General features: G+C 33.4%; 16 protein-coding genes and 1 riboswitch. Of the genes, 15 read left to right on the top strand and 1 reads right to left on the bottom strand.

Features of this window, described 5'->3' with window-relative positions:
- Nucleotides 1-18: 18 nt before the first annotated feature.
- The 7 genes from Z054_RS0101140 to Z054_RS0101110 all read left to right on the top strand — a co-directional run bounded on the left by Z054_RS0101140 (nt 19) and on the right by Z054_RS0101110 (nt 5,448).
- Nucleotides 19-279, top strand: coding sequence for a hypothetical protein (locus Z054_RS0101140; protein WP_024768268.1), 261 nt, complete (start codon nt 19-21; stop codon nt 277-279).
- Nucleotides 263-895 (top strand): nicotinamide riboside transporter PnuC, encoded by a 633-nt coding sequence (pnuC, locus tag Z054_RS0101135; RefSeq protein ID WP_024768267.1) that lies wholly within the window; start codon nt 263-265, stop codon nt 893-895. The genes Z054_RS0101140 and pnuC overlap by 17 nt, the downstream gene beginning before the upstream one ends.
- Nucleotides 856-1,437: an AAA family ATPase gene (locus Z054_RS0101130; protein WP_024768266.1), complete on the top strand. Its 582-nt coding sequence runs from the start codon at nt 856-858 to the stop codon at nt 1,435-1,437. Before pnuC ends, Z054_RS0101130 begins: the two co-directional genes overlap by 40 nt.
- On the top strand, nt 1,421-2,986 hold the full coding sequence (locus Z054_RS0101125; protein ID WP_024768265.1) for a DUF4301 family protein: 1,566 nt from the start codon (nt 1,421-1,423) through the stop codon (nt 2,984-2,986). Before Z054_RS0101130 ends, Z054_RS0101125 begins: the two co-directional genes overlap by 17 nt.
- Nucleotides 2,983-3,384, top strand: coding sequence for an alternative ribosome rescue aminoacyl-tRNA hydrolase ArfB (gene arfB / locus Z054_RS0101120; protein ID WP_024768264.1), 402 nt, complete (start codon nt 2,983-2,985; stop codon nt 3,382-3,384). The genes Z054_RS0101125 and arfB overlap by 4 nt, the downstream gene beginning before the upstream one ends.
- A gap of 195 nt (nt 3,385-3,579) precedes the next feature.
- Complete coding sequence (locus Z054_RS0101115) at nt 3,580-3,915, top strand: hypothetical protein (RefSeq protein ID WP_024768263.1); 336 nt, start codon at nt 3,580-3,582, stop codon at nt 3,913-3,915.
- 171 nt (nt 3,916-4,086) lie between these two features.
- Entirely contained in the window at nt 4,087-5,448 is a 1,362-nt protein-coding gene (locus Z054_RS0101110) for a sigma-54-dependent transcriptional regulator (RefSeq protein ID WP_024768262.1), read from the top strand.
- On the opposite strand, the gene Z054_RS0101105 is transcribed toward Z054_RS0101110, so the two are convergent.
- Nucleotides 5,445-7,877, bottom strand: coding sequence for a hybrid sensor histidine kinase/response regulator (locus tag Z054_RS0101105; RefSeq protein ID WP_024768261.1), 2,433 nt, complete (start codon nt 7,875-7,877; stop codon nt 5,445-5,447). The two genes, Z054_RS0101110 and Z054_RS0101105, sit on opposite strands and share 4 nt — an antisense overlap.
- A gap of 369 nt (nt 7,878-8,246) precedes the next feature.
- Between Z054_RS0101105 and Z054_RS0101100 the strand changes: the two genes are divergently transcribed.
- From Z054_RS0101100 to thiH, 8 genes are all read left to right on the top strand, one after another.
- Nucleotides 8,247-10,466, top strand: coding sequence for a TonB-dependent receptor (locus tag Z054_RS0101100; protein ID WP_024768260.1), 2,220 nt, complete (start codon nt 8,247-8,249; stop codon nt 10,464-10,466).
- A 54-nt stretch (nt 10,467-10,520) separates the two neighbouring features.
- Nucleotides 10,521-10,620, top strand: a riboswitch (TPP riboswitch).
- 72 nt (nt 10,621-10,692) lie between these two features.
- Nucleotides 10,693-10,893, top strand: a complete 201-nt coding sequence (thiS, locus tag Z054_RS0101095; RefSeq protein WP_024768259.1) for a sulfur carrier protein ThiS — start codon at nt 10,693-10,695, stop codon at nt 10,891-10,893.
- A gap of 77 nt (nt 10,894-10,970) precedes the next feature.
- On the top strand, nt 10,971-12,830 hold the full coding sequence (gene thiC / locus Z054_RS0101090; protein ID WP_024768258.1) for a phosphomethylpyrimidine synthase ThiC: 1,860 nt from the start codon (nt 10,971-10,973) through the stop codon (nt 12,828-12,830).
- Between the two features lie 80 nt (nt 12,831-12,910).
- Complete coding sequence (locus tag Z054_RS0101085; protein WP_024768257.1) at nt 12,911-13,513, top strand: thiamine phosphate synthase; 603 nt, start codon at nt 12,911-12,913, stop codon at nt 13,511-13,513.
- 18 nt (nt 13,514-13,531) lie between these two features.
- Entirely contained in the window at nt 13,532-14,308 is a 777-nt protein-coding gene (locus Z054_RS0101080; protein WP_024768256.1) for a hydroxymethylpyrimidine/phosphomethylpyrimidine kinase, read from the top strand.
- Between the two features lie 11 nt (nt 14,309-14,319).
- On the top strand, nt 14,320-14,946 hold the full coding sequence (locus tag Z054_RS0101075) for a thiamine phosphate synthase (RefSeq protein ID WP_024768255.1): 627 nt from the start codon (nt 14,320-14,322) through the stop codon (nt 14,944-14,946).
- Between the two features lie 24 nt (nt 14,947-14,970).
- The gene (locus tag Z054_RS0101070) at nt 14,971-15,741 is read left to right on the top strand and encodes a thiazole synthase (protein ID WP_024768254.1); all 771 of its coding nucleotides are present in this window, start codon (nt 14,971-14,973) and stop codon (nt 15,739-15,741) included.
- Nucleotides 15,734-16,846 (top strand): 2-iminoacetate synthase ThiH, encoded by a 1,113-nt coding sequence (thiH, locus tag Z054_RS0101065; RefSeq protein ID WP_024768253.1) that lies wholly within the window; start codon nt 15,734-15,736, stop codon nt 16,844-16,846. The genes Z054_RS0101070 and thiH overlap by 8 nt, the downstream gene beginning before the upstream one ends.
- The last annotated feature ends 14 nt before the right edge of the window (nt 16,847-16,860 follow it).

Raw genomic sequence — 16,860 nt, 5'->3', positions numbered from 1 at the left:
CATACATAAAAAGATAACATGCAAATATCAATAGAATTAACCCTTACCCCTCTTCAAGCTGATTTTGAAGAACATATTATTCGTTTTATAAAACGGTTACGAGCATCAGAGTTTACAGTTTTAGAAAATCCTTTAAGTACTCAAATTTATGGAGAGTATGATAAAGTAATGCCTTTTTTGACTTTAGAGATTAAAAATGCATTTGGAGATATGGATCACGTTTTGGTGTATATGAAAATGGTAAAAAGCAATAGAAGTAATTATGAGCCCCATTTTTGAATTTTTATTTGGGCAGTATTCAGAATACTCCGATTTACACATAGCCCTCGAGATTATAGCGGCACTTTTTGGTCTGTTAAGTGTGATCTTTGCCTGGTTTAATAAGATTTGGGTGTATCCAACAGGTATTATTAGCACTGCAATTTATGTGTATTTATTATTGCAATGGTCATTATTAGGAGATATGATGATCAACGCGTATTATTTCATAATGAGTATTTATGGGTGGTATATCTGGACCCGAAAAGTAGATGAAACACATGTCACTCCAATCGCAAGAACAACTACTGAAGAAAAGAATATATCAGCAATAATTTTTATCATGACCTTGCTTTTTGTGTATGGAGTTTATGTTGTTTTTGATAAGTTGAATGATTGGACGGCCTATATAGATACTTTAACTACGGCAATATTCTTTGTTGGGATGTGGCTAATGGCAAAAAGAAAAATCGAAAACTGGGTTTTTTGGATTATTGGAGATATTATTTCGGTACCGTTATATTTTTATAAAGGATTTACATTTACCAGTTTGCAATATGTATTATTTACGATTATCGCAATTTTTGGATATATCACATGGAAGAAAAGCTTAGACAACAACCCAGCAATTGTATAAAAATAGTATTGTTTGGCCCAGAATGTACGGGCAAAACTACATTATCTAGGCAATTGGCAGCGTATTATAACACCGAGTGTGTTCCTGAATATATGAGGGAATATTTGCAAAGAAAATGGGATGAGACCAAAGAAGTATGTGTATACGATGATATGCTTCAGATTGCAGAAGGTCAAATGAAATTAGAAAATGAAATGGCCCAAAAAGTTAACACCCTGTTGTTTTGTGATACAAACCTTTTGGAACTAAAAGTATATTCAGAAGCATACTATGACGGGGCAGTTCCCGAAACCTTAAATAAAATTTCATTAGAAAATGTTTATGATTTGTATCTTTTGACTTATATTGACATTCCTTGGATTGCCGATGATCTAAGGGACAAACCCCACGAACGAGAAGAAATGTTTTTAAGATTTAAAGAATGTCTTGAAAAACATAATCTTCCATATATCGTCATAAAAGGAGATAAAATATCTCGTTTTGAAAAAGCATTGACACACATTAGCCAACTAATAGAAGATAAAAGTGAATATAACGGATAAAGATATTAAGTTAATTAAATCAAAAGGATTAACGATTGATAAAGTACTCTCACAAATAGAAATTTTTAAAAATGAAATCCCTTTTGTTGCATTAAGAAGTGCAGCAACACTGGATAATGGAATCCTTAAGTTTTCTGAACACTATCACTCAGAACTTACCAAGTTATACGATTCTAGAGTGCCGCACCTTGATACTATAAAGTTTGTTCCTGCATCTGGTGCAGCTACACGAATGTTTAAAGATTTATTTCGGTTTCTTGATAATTATGATTTTAAAAAAGAAAGCCTTAATTCTTATACGAATCATGAAAAAGCAAATGCAATACGTCTTTTTTTAATAGGCCTGGAAAAATTTCCATTCTATGATATAGTTATGGAAAAAGTAAAAAGCGCCTATCCTAAATTTAGATCTTTATCCGAAGGGAAGCAATTGTATATTTTTGTCGAAATGATGTTGAAGGAAAAAGGATTAAACTATGGGACTTTTCCTAAAGGGTTGTTTCCTTTTCATAAATATGACGATAGTATAGCAACCTCTTTTGAAGAGCACTTATATGAAGCAGCAGGTTATAATGCTAACAATAAAGGCGATTCTAAACTACATTTTACCATTTCTAAAGAACATCTCGAAGCTTTTAAGGGAGAATTTGAAAGAATTAAGAAAGAAGTTGAAGAGAAGACTAATACTAGTTTTAGTATTACATACTCATTTCAAAAAACAGAAACAGATACTATTGCAGTAACAGAGGATAATGAACCGTTTAGAAAAGAAGATGGGTGTTTGTTATTTAGACCTGGAGGACATGGAGCGTTGATCGAAAACTTAAATGATTTGGATGGAGATATCATTTATATTAAAAATATAGACAATGTAGTAGTGCGTAAATATCAGGATGAAGTTTCGGGATATAAAAAAGTACTTGCAGGTAAGTTAATCGAAATTCAGGACGAAGTATTTAGGATATTAAATGCGATTGATGAAAAGAAACCATCAGAAGCAGAATTAAAGGATATCAAGAAATTTTTAGTGAAGCAACTTAATGTTAGGTTACCATTGGATTTTGATAAGTTTTCTGATACATATAAACTTCAATTCTTGCGAGAATCTTTAAATCGACCTATTCGGGTTTGTGGTATGGTGATTAATGAAGGAGAACCGGGAGGAGGACCATTTTGGATAAAGCGCGAAAACGGAAGATTGGTATTACAGATTATCGAGGCACCACAAATTGATAAAAAAGATCGTAGACAAGAAGAGATTCTTGGTAATGCTACTCATTTTAATCCAGTTGATTTGGTATGTGGTGTACGAGATTATAATGGAAATAAATTTGACCTGCTGGATTTTGTGGATCCTGATGCAGGATTTATTACAGAAAAAACTATGAATGGTAAGATCCTAAAAGCACTGGAACTTCCTGGATTATGGAATGGTGCAATGGCAAATTGGATTAGTGTGTTTGTAGAAGTGCCATTAACTACATTTAACCCTGTAAAAACAGTAAACGACTTACTTAAGTCGGCGCACCAGGTAACTCTTTTTTCGTGAATACTTCAGTAATTATAAATGAACTAAAATTTAAAGCCATTCGAAGTTCTGGATCTGGAGGTCAACATGTAAATAAAGTATCTTCAAAAATAGAGCTAACTTTAGATATTATGACATCTACAGGATTTACCGATGATGAAAGATTAAGGTTAAACCAGAAGCTGTCTTCCAGATTAACCAAATCTGGTGTTTTAGTATTACAATGTGACGATAGTAGAAGTCAACATAGAAATAAAGAACTGGTAATTAAAAGGCTTTTGGATATTCTTAAGGCTAGTCTCCATATTCCTAAGAAAAGAAAACGAACTAAACCATCTAAGGGAGCTATCAAAAAACGCTTAGATAACAAACAAAAGCATTCGTTAAAGAAAGCTAACCGTAAAAAGCCTTCTTTATAAGTGAATTTCTTTTTCCAAAACGTGTAATATTTCTACACTTTTGTGTGGATTCTACATTTTCTACACTTAAATGATTATACATGTAAAAATAATAAAACACTGATAATCAGATATTTAAATTGTTTTTCCTTCAGACTGCATCTTTGGAACAATTATTACTATTTATTAACTGTAGAAATAATTCAGTAACCCAAAATGAAAAAGTTACCAATGATAGTAGCGATTGTAGTAAGTATCTTTTCGGCACAGGGTGTTGTAGCTCAGGACGAATTAGCCGTTCTAAGTGATGATCTCGAGTTTAGAGATTATGAGTATGAGCAGCAGGAATATACTGAAATCAATATTGTAGAACTGCCATTATCAATCCAAGAAGCAGCTGCCAAAGATTTTGCAGAGTTAAGGATTGTAAAAGCATATATGTCTAAGGATAATACATATAAAATTATCTTACAAGGTAAAGACGATAATACAAAAGTTGTATTTGCAAGCGCTAATGGCAAATGGATAAAGCCAAACGACAATAAATCTTAAATCTAGGGGTAGAAAAGAATATCGTTTTGCAACCAAGGACGATATAAAGTTGTTTAGTGCTAAAAAAGAGACTCAATCCCAAGGGTCTCTTTTTTTATGTTTTTATTCGAACTAAGTATTTTAAATTGTAATTTTATACAATAGCTTTTTTTAGGTAATAAATTTTTAAATATGTCTAAGATACTTATCGTTGAAGATGATGTGGCTTTTTGTACAATGCTCAAGACCTTTTTACAAAAAAAGGAGTATAAGGTCTTTACAGCATTTTCTGGTAATGAAGCTATTCAAAAAATTAAGAAAGACACTTTTGATGTTGTACTTTCTGATGTAAGATTACCTGATAGTGATGGTATTACTTTATTAGCCGAAATTTTAAAACATAATTCGGATACTCAAGTAATTATTATGACGGGTTATGCCGAAATCAATATGGCCGTTAGCGCCATTAAGCAAGGAGCTTTTGATTATGTTTCAAAACCATTTAATCCAGATACTATACTGCATACTATAGAAAAAGCACTATACAAACAAGGAGCTATATCAGACAAAATAGTTAAAGAAAAGGAAACGAGTGTAACATCGCCTAAAATACCAAAAAGAGCTAATAATTCTTTTGTTCGCGGAGTTAGTGACGCTTCCAAAAAACTAAACGAATATGTAGCTCTGGTAGCCCCTACACGTATGTCTGTTTTAGTAATAGGTGATAGTGGTACGGGTAAAGAATATGTTGCAAGTAGTATTCATAAGGCAAGTAAGCGAGCAGACAAACCATTTGTTGCAGTAGATTGTGGAGCTATTCCTAAAGAAATAGCCTCTAGTGAGTTTTTTGGTCATATAAAAGGATCCTTTACCGGTGCTGTAAATGATAAAGTAGGTCATTTTGAGGCTGCAAATAAAGGCACACTGTTTTTAGATGAAATAGGTAATCTAAGTTATGAGTTGCAAGTTCAATTGTTAAGAGCACTACAGGAACGAAAAATCAAACCCGTAGGTAGTAATAAAGAAATAGAAGTAGATATTAGAGTAATAGTCGCTACCAATGAAGATCTTAGTCATGCCGTAAAGGAAGGAGATTTTCGAGAAGATTTATATCATAGATTAAATGAGTTTTCTATCAAGGTGCCACCATTGCGAGATAGAATTGAAGATCTGATGCTTTTTGCGAATCACTTTCTTGAAGAGTCAAATATCGAATTAGAAAAACATGTAGTTGGATTCGCTGATGAAGTATTAGAAGCATTTAAAAAGTACAATTGGCCTGGTAACTTAAGAGAATTAAGAAATATGGTGAAACGATCTGTTCTTCTTTCTCAAAGCGATATGATTACATTAGATGTATTGCCAAATGATATTGCATATGCTCCTCATAATGCAAAACAAACCTATGGTTTGTTTAAAAATCAGAATGAACAAGAGTTGATTCTTGATGCGTTAGAAAAAGCAAATGGAAATAAGGCTAAAGCTGCTAGAATGCTTTTAATAGATCGAAAAACACTGTACAATAAATTAAAACAGTACGATATTAGTCTTTAATTTTCTACCTTTAATTTATCAATTAAATCTTCAATTTTTTCGATACCATCATTTGTTAGATTCAGTATAGCTTTTTTATTGAGATCATATTGATCAGGATGTTCTAGTTTTTCTAGAATAGGAACTACTTCTTTTGCCTTGATTTGTTTAAACATAGGAAGCATTTTATGAGCAATCTTTTTAATATGATAGGTATCTTTTTTTCTGATTGTCATTTTTAATTCTTTAACATTGCCAATAGTACTTTCATAAAATGTATCTAGAATTGCATATAGAGAATCAGAATCACCTTGTGCAAAAAGCATTAAATCACTAAGAGAATATTGCTCGTCAGAAAGGTTAAGATCATTCTGAGTTGTCCCATTATAATTGATTAAATCAACACTAAGTACCTTGGCAATAAGGTTAATTAGTTCTGTTGGAGCATATGGTTTTCGTAAACTAGCAGCAAATCCGGCCTCTTGGTACTCCATAAAAGAAGTGTCTGTTCTACCAGATAATGCAACAACCGGTATGTTGGATTGATTTGCATTACTTTTTATAGATTGTAAAAGTTCAAATCCGCCCATTTTTGGCATTTGGATATCGGTGAGTACAAGATCGTATGTATTGGTCTGTAATAATGAGATGGCCTCGATACCGTTTTTACAAATATCATAAGTCAGACCAGCTAATGTAGCTACCTCGCTAGTTAAAGCTAATTGACTTGGGTCATCATCAACAATCAAAACTTTCTTATTTGTAAAATTTTGTATTTCTGAAACTTCTGATTCTTCTTCGGGGATTGATATATCAGACTGTTTAAGAGGGATGTAGAATGTGAATTTACTACCTACATTGAGCTCGCTATCTAATTTAATCTTACCTTTTAAGAGTTTAATTATTTTTTTGGTAATAGCGAGTCCTAAACCAAAACCGCCATATTTTTTCTCGGTATTATCATCTCCTTGAGAAAATTCTTCAAAAATATAATGCTGTTGCTCCTTTGTAATTCCGATTCCTGTATCTTTTACAGATATGACCAATTGTTTTTCTGATAAGCCGTTTTCGATAACCTTACTGTCAATTGTTATAGAACCTTCATTAGTAAATTTATAAGCATTATTTACCAAATTTGTCAATACTTGTTTTATTCTAAAAGGATCTCCTAAATACTGCTTTTTTAATTGACTTTCTGTTATAATCCTGATATCAAGATTTTTCTTGTCATTTATAGGAATAACACTGGAAATAGTATTTTCTATTAATTTTTTTGGAGAGAACGGAAGCTCTTCAATTACCATTCGGCCAGCTTCAAGTTTTGATAAATCAAGAAGGTCATTTACCAGGTGAAGAATATAGTCAGATGATTTCTTTAAGTGATCCAGATAATGTTTTTGCTTATTATCTAGCCCCGTTCTTTCTAATAAATCTGAATATCCAATAACTGTATTTAAAGGAGAACGAAGATCATGAGTAACCGTGTTAATTAAAGACTCTCGTGTTTTTAAAAGAGATTCGGTATATGTTTTTTCGGCTTCGAGTTCATTACGATATTTTTGACTTTTAGAAACATCTTTAGTAATCAAAAACAGAAATATAATTGCTATTAGTAGACTGATGGCTGCGATTACTACAATAATATCGGCGGTATTATTTAAAACTTGATTTGAAGCCTCTAGACGTGCAAAATATTGATTTCTTTCATTACGTTCAATAGAAGCAAGTAAATCTCTTAGTTGTTTTGTAATGATTTGATCTTTTTTGAGAAGATTGTTCTCCTTTAGTGTTATTTCACGTCTAGATTTTTTATCCTTTTGCTCAAGTTCTGCAAGTACTTGTTTTACAGAAGTAGCCAATGAATCTACAGTCTGATTGGTAAGTCGTTTTGCATTATCCTGTTTGGTCAATTCCAAAATATTAATCAGCGCCCTTCTTGTACGAGGGTCATATTTTTTAAATCGGATATCATATTTAGTATATCCACCAAAGCTTTTGTTTACTTTTTCCAGTTCATCAATAGCAGTTTCGTATAACCCTTTTTGTTTTCGTTGCTCATAAATTTTAATAAGCTCTTCGAGGTTTTTATTTTTACTATCAATAAGAAGTTTGATACTATCGATTTTTCGAGTTTGCAGGGTGTCATCAGAAATTTCAGAAACCTGATTAATCGTTTTTAGTATGGTGTCTATTTTGGTTTTATAGGTAATATATTTTTTAACATCAGAAGTCTGAATGATATTTCTTGTTAAACTTTCGGCTTCATATAACCCTGTTATAGTTTCACCAACAAGGAAGAGTTTCTCATTATTTTGATTTTTGATTTCGGCAATTTGGGTATAGTTTCCTAATTGCTGGTAGATAACCCAAAAAGCAGTTACAGCAAGTAAACCTGCAAGTAAGTAACCTGCAATAATTTTAAAAGTAACCGATCTTTTCGTATTCTTCATAACCCTTTTATAACTTCAAAAACCCCAAAGCATTGCTTTGTTTTAGTATAGATTCTACATTACATCAAATAAATGTACAATAAATCAATAAAACACAGTATTTTTGCGCCAAAATCTCAAAGGGGTGCTTTTTAAGTTTTTAACGTAAAAGGCTGAGATCATACCCGATGAACCTGGGCAGGTAATGTTGCCAAGGGACTGTGGAACTAAAAAAGGTACTATGTGCCTAGTTTGTGACATGCGAGATAACACTTTAGGAAATATAACACTTTAGATAGAACGTATATCCTTAATGTTATTAAGCATTTTTTAATTACTAATTTTTAAAACAGAATAATAACCCCTTTTATTCGTAATGAATGTTTACGAATGAAAAACGTATTATTTTATCTTACACTTTTCTTATTGAGCATTAACCTCACAGCTCAGGAAAAATCAACAGATTCTACTCAAACTAAGATAGAAAAACTAGATGAAGTCTTAGTAAAATCTGTACGTGTAGAAGCAGATTCACCAATTACTCATTCTAATTTGTCTAAAGAGGAACTGGCATCACGCAATCTAGGTCAGGATATTCCGGTTTTATTAAACTATTTACCAGGAGTAGTTACTACTACTGATGCAGGAACAGGAATTGGGTATACATATATTAGAGTAAGAGGTAGTGATGCATCAAGAGTAAATGTTACATTAAATGGGATACCTTTTAATGATTCAGAGAGCCAGGGTACATTCTGGGTAAACCTTCCTGATTTTGCATCTTCTGTCGAAAATCTACAGCTTCAGCGTGGAGTAGGAACTTCAACTAATGGTTCGGGAGCTTTTGGAGCTAGTTTAAATCTATTAACAGATGCCGTTTCTGAAAAAGCTAATGCAGAAATTTCGAATACCATGGGATCCTTTGGTACCAGAAAACATAATCTGAAATTTAGTACAGGTTTAATCAATGAAAAGATAGAAATAGCGGGTCGTTTATCAGCTATTGCATCAGACGGTTATGTCGATCGTGCTTCTTCAGATTTAAAATCATATTTCGTTCAAGGATCTTATGTAAATGATAATACTTTAATTAAAGCAATTACTTTTGGAGGACACGAGATTACATATCAATCATGGAATGGTATCGATAAGACTACTTTAGAAAATGACAGACGATTTAATCCAATAGGATTTCAATACGATGCAGAAGGAAATCTTCAAGGGTTTTATGAGAGTGAAGTAGATAATTATAAACAGGATCATTACCAATTGCATTGGAATCAAAGATATAACAACAACTGGTCTACAAACCTAGGTTTAAATTATACGTATGGTCGAGGGTTCTTTGAGCAATATGTAGATGAGTGGCATTATGGTAATGTGTTATTTTCTGATCAGGCAACTTTGGCATTTCTGGGAGTAAATCCTGTTACTGTTAACGGAGAAGAAATTACACAAACCGATTACCTACGCAAAAGATGGTTGCAGAATGACTTTTATGTTGCAAATGCAAGTGTAAACTATAAAGATAATAGTTTTGATATCGATTTTGGTGGATTCTATAGTTATTACGATGGAGACCATTTTGGTGAAATTATTTGGACAGAGAACCCTATCGGTTTTCAGAGTGGAGACAAATACTATTATGGAAATGGGAAGAAAACCGAATATACTATTTTTGGTAAAACAACCTATAGAGTCAATGATAAATGGAGTGCATTTTTAGACCTGCAAGGACGTTTTGTAAATTACGAAACCACAGGGTTAACTTCAAAAAGAGTTCCGCTTCAAGTAGATAAAAGTTACTCATTCTTTAATCCAAAAATGGGAGCAACCTTTCATGTAAATGACGCAAATCATGTATATGCATCTTATGCCAGAGCGAATAGAGAACCAAGAAGAGATGATTTTGAAAATGGTATTGATACAGCAGAGAGACTTAATGATATTGAATTAGGATGGCGATTAGCAAAAAACAAAGTAATAGTAAATACCAACCTTTATTATATGTGGTATAAAGATCAATTGGTGTTAACAGGAGCACTGGATGATGTAGGCGCACCAATTCGAGCAACTAGTGGAGAAAGTTATCGTTTAGGAATCGAAATAGATGCAGATATTACACTTTCTGATCAATTTATAATTAAACCCAATATTTCATTAAGTACTAATAAGAATAAAGATTTTGTAACCTCTAGAGATGGTAGCTTAATCGATCTTGGAAATACAAACATCTCATATTCTCCTAATATTGTAGCGGGTAATATGTTTGTTTATCGCCCTATAAAAAACCTTCAATTAGGGTTGCTGTCTAAATTTGTAGGAGAGCAATACATGGGTAATATTGATAGTGAAACTTCGAAACTCGATAGTTTCTTTATAAATGATCTTAATGTGGTATATGAAATCAAAAATATTCCTGTTTTTAAATCTATAGTATTAACAGGATTGGTAAACAATATTTTTGATGAGGAGTATGTGTCTAATGGATACTTTTTTACATTTGATGATGATTTTTCTAATCCAGGTACAATAACTACTGTCGAAGGAGCAGGTTTTTATCCACAGGCAGGAATTAATTTTTTACTTGGAGCAACATTAAAATTTTAATTAAAAACTCAAGTTTAAAAGTAATTTTAAACTTGAGTTTTATTACTTTTATAACATAAACTTTAGGGGTGTCCTTAACTTCGGTTAGGTCTGAGAAATACCCTTTGAACCTGATGCGGTTAGTACCGACGAAGGGAAAAGTAAATGTCACATTTTTTATAGATGTGATTTTTCTTCTCTATTTAGGCAATTAGGACCTAAGGTTTATGGAATTAATCTAAAAAAGATGACCGTAAACGTTAACAATCAATCTCAATTAATTTTAAAAAATAGCTCAATAAAAAAACTGTTAGAACAATTGGATATTGTTCCTAACGGAATTGCTATTGCTATTAATAATAAAGTCGTTTCTAAAGAAAAATGGGAACAGACAATGATTGAAAACGATGATGATATAGTAATTATAAAAGCCACTCAAGGCGGATAGGATTAATTATAGATCATTAAGAATATCATAAAAAACTAATAGCAAAGAGTATAATCAAAACCTGAAACACAATATTTATGAAGAAAAAAGATACAGCACCGCAGGATACTATAATTAGTACTACACCTTTTCCGAGTTCAGAAAAAATCTATGTATCTGGAACTATTCATCCAGAAGTTAAGGTAGCAATGCGAGAGATCAGGTTGAGTGACACCGTTGATAGTGTTACAGAAAAAAGAACGGCTAATCAATCTGTCACCGTATATGATACAAGTGGACCGTATACGGATCCTTCAAAAAAAATCAATGTTCATAATGGGATCGAACCTATACGAGAACCATGGGTTTTAGATCGCGAAGATGTAGAAGAATTAGATAGTTTTTCTTCAGAATATTGTAATGAGAGGTTAAAGGATTCTAGTTTGGATCACTTGCGATTTAATCATCTTCGTAAACCAAAACGAGCTAAAAAAGGAAAAAATGTTTCCCAGATGTATTATGCGAAACAAGGTATCATTACTCCCGAAATGGAATATGTAGCTATACGCGAAAATCAAAAACTTCAAGAAGTAAAACGCCTTTCGAAGCAACATCCTGGGCAAGATTTTGGAGCTAGTATTCCAGAGGTAATTACTCCAGAGTTTGTGAGAGAAGAAGTTGCAAGAGGTAGAGCGGTGATTCCATCAAACATCAACCACCCAGAAAGTGAACCTATGATATTAGGGAGAAATTTTTTAGTAAAAATAAATGCAAATATTGGTAATTCTGCCACAACATCAAGTATCGAAGAAGAAGTAGAAAAGGCAGTGTGGGCATGCCGCTGGGGAGCAGATAATATTATGGATCTTTCTACAGGAAAAAACATACACGAAACCAGAGAATGGATTATTCGTAACTCACCGGTACCGATAGGAACTGTACCTATTTATCAGGCATTAGAAAAAGTGAATGGCAAAGCCGAAGATTTAACGTGGGAGATCTTTAAGGATACATTGATCGAGCAGGCAGAACAAGGAGTAGATTATTTTACTATTCATGCAGGAGTACGTCTGGCGTATGTACCGATGACAGCAAAACGTATCACTGGTATTGTTTCTAGAGGAGGATCTATTATGGCAAAATGGTGTCTTGCGCATCATCAAGAAAGTTTTTTATACACGCATTTTGAAGAAATATGCGAGATCATGAAAGCCTATGATGTAGCATTTTCACTAGGAGATGGATTGCGCCCGGGTTGTATTGCAGATGCTAATGATGAAGCGCAGTTTGCAGAATTAGAAACCCTGGGAGAGTTAACAAAAATTGCATGGAAACATGATGTGCAAACTTTTATTGAAGGGCCAGGACATGTGCCAATGCATATGATCAAAGCAAATATGGATAAGCAGTTAGAAGCTTGTGGAGAAGCACCTTTTTATACCTTAGGACCTTTGACTACCGATATCGCTCCTGGTTATGATCATATCACTTCGGGAATCGGAGCTGCCATGATTGGTTGGTATGGGACAGCAATGTTGTGCTATGTGACTCCAAAAGAACATTTGGGATTACCTAATAAGGAAGATGTGCGTACGGGAGTGATTACCTATAAATTGGCAGCGCATGCCGCAGATTTAGCAAAAGGACACCCTGGAGCACAACATCGAGATGATGCCTTAAGTAAGGCACGTTTTGAGTTTCGATGGGAAGATCAATTCAATTTATCTCTGGATCCAGAACTAGCAAGAGAATATCACGACGAAACACTACCAGCAGAAGGTGCAAAAATTGCTCATTTCTGTAGTATGTGTGGCCCAAAATTCTGTTCGATGAAAATATCTCAGGAGGTACGTGACTATGCTGCAAAAAAAGAAATTGATGATCGAAAAGCACTCGAAGCAGGAATGCAGGAAAAAGCAGAAGAGTTTAAAGAAAAAGGAAGCGAAGTATATTTGTAGATCATAGTAATCAAGACATCAGGTTTCTATAATTTACTGATATCTGATATTTGAGCGCCGAAACCTAATATATAAAACCTATGTTAATCATATTAACCTCAGAACGAGAATTAGAGAACGAAGCAGGTAAAATCAATAAACTTTTCGATAATGGTCTGGAGATATTGCATTTTCGCAAACCAACATTAGATGTAGAAGGGTATAGAACTTTGCTCAACCAAATTGACACAAAATACCATAGCCGTATTATGGTACATCAATTTCATGAGTTATGCGAAGAATTTAATTTGAGAGGAACTCATATTCAGGAACAACCACGACTAGATTTAGAAGAAAAATTAGAAGAGTATGTTAATGATTATAAAACGAAAGGTTTTAAAATAAGCAGCTCTTTTCATTCTAAAGAGGATATTAAAAACTGTCTTGTTGATTTTGAATATGTTTTGTTGAGTCCCGTTTTTGGTTCAATTTCTAAAGCGGGATATAAAGGAAAAGGATTTGATGTCAATGATCTAGATGAATTTGTTATAGGAATGGGTGGGATTAATGAAAACACATTGCAAGCAACATTTGATCTGGGGTATAGAGGAGTCGGTGTTTTAGGCGGGATATGGAATACAGAGGATTCATTAAAAAGCTTCAAAATGATTTATGATAAACTTAAAACGATACAAACTATTTAAAGTTGATTCTTAATAAGAATGGTAAAAAGACCGTATGTACTTACTATTGCAGGTTTTGACCCGTCAAACGGAGCCGGACTTACTGCAGATATTAAAACGATTGAAGCATTAAAGGGCTATGGTTTGTCTGTTTGTACTGCAAATACTATCCAGAATGATGTTGAATTCAAAACATGTTATTGGGTCGATATTGATGTGATAAAAAGTCAAGTAGAAATACTATTTGATCGTTTTGAAATAGCGTATGTAAAAATAGGAATCGTTAAGAGTTGGAAAATACTTAATACAATTATTGATGTTTTATTAGAAAAAAATAATGCCATTAAAATTGTTTTAGACCCGGTATTAAAGTCTAGTTCGGATTTTGATTTTCATTCTTCTAACGACAATTCAGATGATCAGGATAATATCGAGAAACAGTTTGAGACTGTATTAGATAAAATCTACCTTTTGACACCAAATTATAATGAAATAGAGAAGTTGTACTCAAGTAAAACTATCAAAGAAACAATTGCTTATATCTCTAGTAGAACTAATCTTTTTCTAAAAGGAGGGCATAGAAAAGAAGCAGTTGGAAAAGATGAACTATTCACTACAAGTGGAAAGAATTTTATGTTTAATCCCAAAAGACAAAATGTATCAGAAAAACACGGAAGCGGTTGCGTACTTTCTTCTGCAATTACTACATATTTGGCATTAGGATTTCCATTAATAAAAGCTTGTTATAGAGGAAAAAGATATACCGAAAAAGTACTGGTTTCTAATAGTAGTTTGCTGGGATATCATAGAATTTAATAATAAAGATTATGAAAGAAGTAGGTTTACAATATATCTCACAAGGCAAAACTCCACAGGAGCATCTTGATAACATAAAAAATGCTTGTAAAGCTGGTTGCAAATGGATACAACTACGCCTTAAAGAGGTTGATATGGCTACTTATTTAAATACAGCGTTGCAATGTAGAAATATCTGTGATCAATATGATGTAATTATGATTATCAATGATAATGTAAGTGTGGCAAAAGCTGTTCTGGCCGATGGCATACATTTGGGATTAAGTGATATGAATCCTCGGGAGGCACGAAAAATCCTGGGAGATAATTTTATTATTGGCGGTACTGCAAATACTATAGAAAACTGCTTACAACATAGTAAAGATGGTGTTGATTATATAGGTCTTGGGCCTTATAAACATACAATAACCAAGAAGAAACTAAGTCCAGTATTAGGGATTGATGGTTACACAAGTATTCTTACCAAATTGAAAAATCAAAATTTAGAATTACCCATAATTGCGATTGGAGGAATTATAGAGAAGGATGTTGCAGCACTTATGCAGACAGGAGTTTCAGGAATTGCCATTTCGGGAGAATTGACAAACCAGGTGAATTTGAAGAAAAAAATAGAATCTATAAAAAATATAATGGTTTAAAAGCTATTGACCAATCGTTAAGAAATGGAAAAATTAAAAATTGCAGATAAAGAATTTTCATCCCGTTTATTTACAGGAACAGGAAAGTTTAGTTCTTCTGGATTAATGAAAGAAGCGTTACTTGCTTCAGAAAGTGAGCTGGTAACGGTAGCATTAAAGCGAGTTGATGTTAATAATGAAAATGATGATATTTTAAAACATTTGGATCATCCGCGAATTAATTTACTCCCTAATACATCTGGGGTCCGGGATGCTAAAGAAGCAGTCTTTGCTGCTCAATTGGCAAGAGAAGCACTAGAGACCAATTGGATAAAGTTAGAGATTCATCCGGATCCAAAATATTTATTACCAGATCCTATTGAAACCTTAAAAGCAGCTTCAGAATTGGTGAAACAAGGATTTGTGGTCATGCCTTATATTCATGCAGATTCTGTTTTATGTAAACGATTAGAAGAAGTAGGAACGCAATGTGTGATGCCACTAGGTGCGCCTATAGGAAGTAACAAAGGCTTAAAGACATTAGAGTTTTTAGAAATTATCATAGATCAAAGTAATGTTCCTGTAATCGTAGATGCAGGTATTGGAAGCCCATCGCATGCAGCGCAAGCGATGGAGATTGGTGCAGATGCCGTATTGGTAAATACGGCTATTGCAGTATCACAGCAACCAATAACGATGGCAAAAGCATTTAAAATGGCTGTAGAGGCTGGTCATATGGCATATAATTCAAAATTAGCCCCTATTAGACAGCATGCAGAGGCGAGTAGCCCGTTAACGAGTTTTTTGAATGAATAGTTTCAAAGATATATTCGAACGATATGATTGGGATGAAACACTTTCCAGTATCTTTTCTAAGACAGAAGCAGATGTTACGAATGCTCTTGCCAAATCCAAAAGAGACCTCGAAGATTTTAAAGCACTAATTTCTCCCGCTGCAAAACCATATCTAGAACATATGGCGCAAATAAGTAGCTATACTACTAAAAAACGCTTTGGCAACACCATCCAGATGTATACTCCAATGTATCTGAGTAATGAATGTCAAAATATATGTACGTATTGTGGGTTTAGTATGACTAATAAAATTCCGAGAAGAACATTAACCGATAAGGAGATTCTGGAGGAGGTAGATTTTTTGAAATCAAAAGGATATGATCATATCCTTCTGGTTACCGGCGAGGCAAATAAAATAGTAGGAGTAGATTATATTAATAATGCAATACAACTCATACAATCAAAGTTTGCCAATATTACTATAGAAATACAACCATTAGATCAGTCTGATTATGAACTATTGATCAAGAATGGTTTGTATGCAGTATTAGTGTACCAGGAAACATACCATAAAGAAGAGTATAAAAAACATCATCCAAAAGGAAGGAAATCTAATTTCGATTATCGATTAGAAACACCGGATCGATTAGGTAAAGCAGGAATTCATAAAATAGGATTAGGAGCTCTTTTTGGTCTAGAGGATTGGAGGGCAGATAGCTTTTTTACAGCATTACACCTTAACTACTTGCAAAAAACGTATTGGAAAACAAAATATTCGATATCCTTTCCGAGGCTAAGACCATACAGTGGCGGACTAGAGCCAAAAGTAGAAATGACAGATTCGGATTTGGTGCAATTGATATGTGCTTTTCGATTGTTAGATGAAGATGTAGAATTGTCTATGTCTACCCGAGAGAGTGAAGTATTTAGAGAACATATTGTAAATCTTGGAATCACTTCTATAAGTGCCGAATCCAAAACTAATCCGGGAGGTTATGTTGTAGAGCCACAATCTTTAGAACAGTTCGAAATTTCGGATGAACGTTCTACAGGAGATGTAGTGAAAATGCTTAAAAATAAGGGGCTAGAAGTCGTTTGGAAAGACTGGGCTTATAATTGGAAATAAATTGTAATATATTT

This window comes from Aquimarina macrocephali JAMB N27 (genome assembly GCF_000520995.1).
GTDB lineage: Bacteria > Bacteroidota > Bacteroidia > Flavobacteriales > Flavobacteriaceae > Aquimarina > Aquimarina macrocephali.
The sequence above is the reverse complement of the archived record's forward strand: the minus strand, read 5'-3'. Positions and strand labels throughout refer to the sequence as shown.

Excerpts from the sequence above, each read along its gene's own strand:
- Z054_RS0101140 (WP_024768268.1), top strand. The coding sequence starts at position 19 with ATGCAAATATCAATAGAATTAACCCTTACCCCTCTTCAAGCTGATTTT.
- pnuC (WP_024768267.1), top strand. The coding sequence starts at position 263 with ATGAGCCCCATTTTTGAATTTTTATTTGGGCAGTATTCAGAATACTCC.
- Z054_RS0101130 (WP_024768266.1), top strand. The coding sequence starts at position 856 with ATGGAAGAAAAGCTTAGACAACAACCCAGCAATTGTATAAAAATAGTA.
- Z054_RS0101115 (WP_024768263.1), top strand. The coding sequence starts at position 3,580 with ATGAAAAAGTTACCAATGATAGTAGCGATTGTAGTAAGTATCTTTTCG.
- Z054_RS0101110 (WP_024768262.1), top strand. The coding sequence starts at position 4,087 with ATGTCTAAGATACTTATCGTTGAAGATGATGTGGCTTTTTGTACAATG.
- Z054_RS0101105 (WP_024768261.1), bottom strand. The coding sequence starts at position 7,877 with ATGAAGAATACGAAAAGATCGGTTACTTTTAAAATTATTGCAGGTTAC.
- Z054_RS0101100 (WP_024768260.1), top strand. The coding sequence starts at position 8,247 with ATGAAAAACGTATTATTTTATCTTACACTTTTCTTATTGAGCATTAAC.
- thiS (WP_024768259.1), top strand. The coding sequence starts at position 10,693 with ATGACCGTAAACGTTAACAATCAATCTCAATTAATTTTAAAAAATAGC.
- thiC (WP_024768258.1), top strand. The coding sequence starts at position 10,971 with ATGAAGAAAAAAGATACAGCACCGCAGGATACTATAATTAGTACTACA.
- Z054_RS0101085 (WP_024768257.1), top strand. The coding sequence starts at position 12,911 with ATGTTAATCATATTAACCTCAGAACGAGAATTAGAGAACGAAGCAGGT.
- Z054_RS0101080 (WP_024768256.1), top strand. The coding sequence starts at position 13,532 with ATGGTAAAAAGACCGTATGTACTTACTATTGCAGGTTTTGACCCGTCA.
- Z054_RS0101075 (WP_024768255.1), top strand. The coding sequence starts at position 14,320 with ATGAAAGAAGTAGGTTTACAATATATCTCACAAGGCAAAACTCCACAG.
- Z054_RS0101070 (WP_024768254.1), top strand. The coding sequence starts at position 14,971 with ATGGAAAAATTAAAAATTGCAGATAAAGAATTTTCATCCCGTTTATTT.
- thiH (WP_024768253.1), top strand. The coding sequence starts at position 15,734 with ATGAATAGTTTCAAAGATATATTCGAACGATATGATTGGGATGAAACA.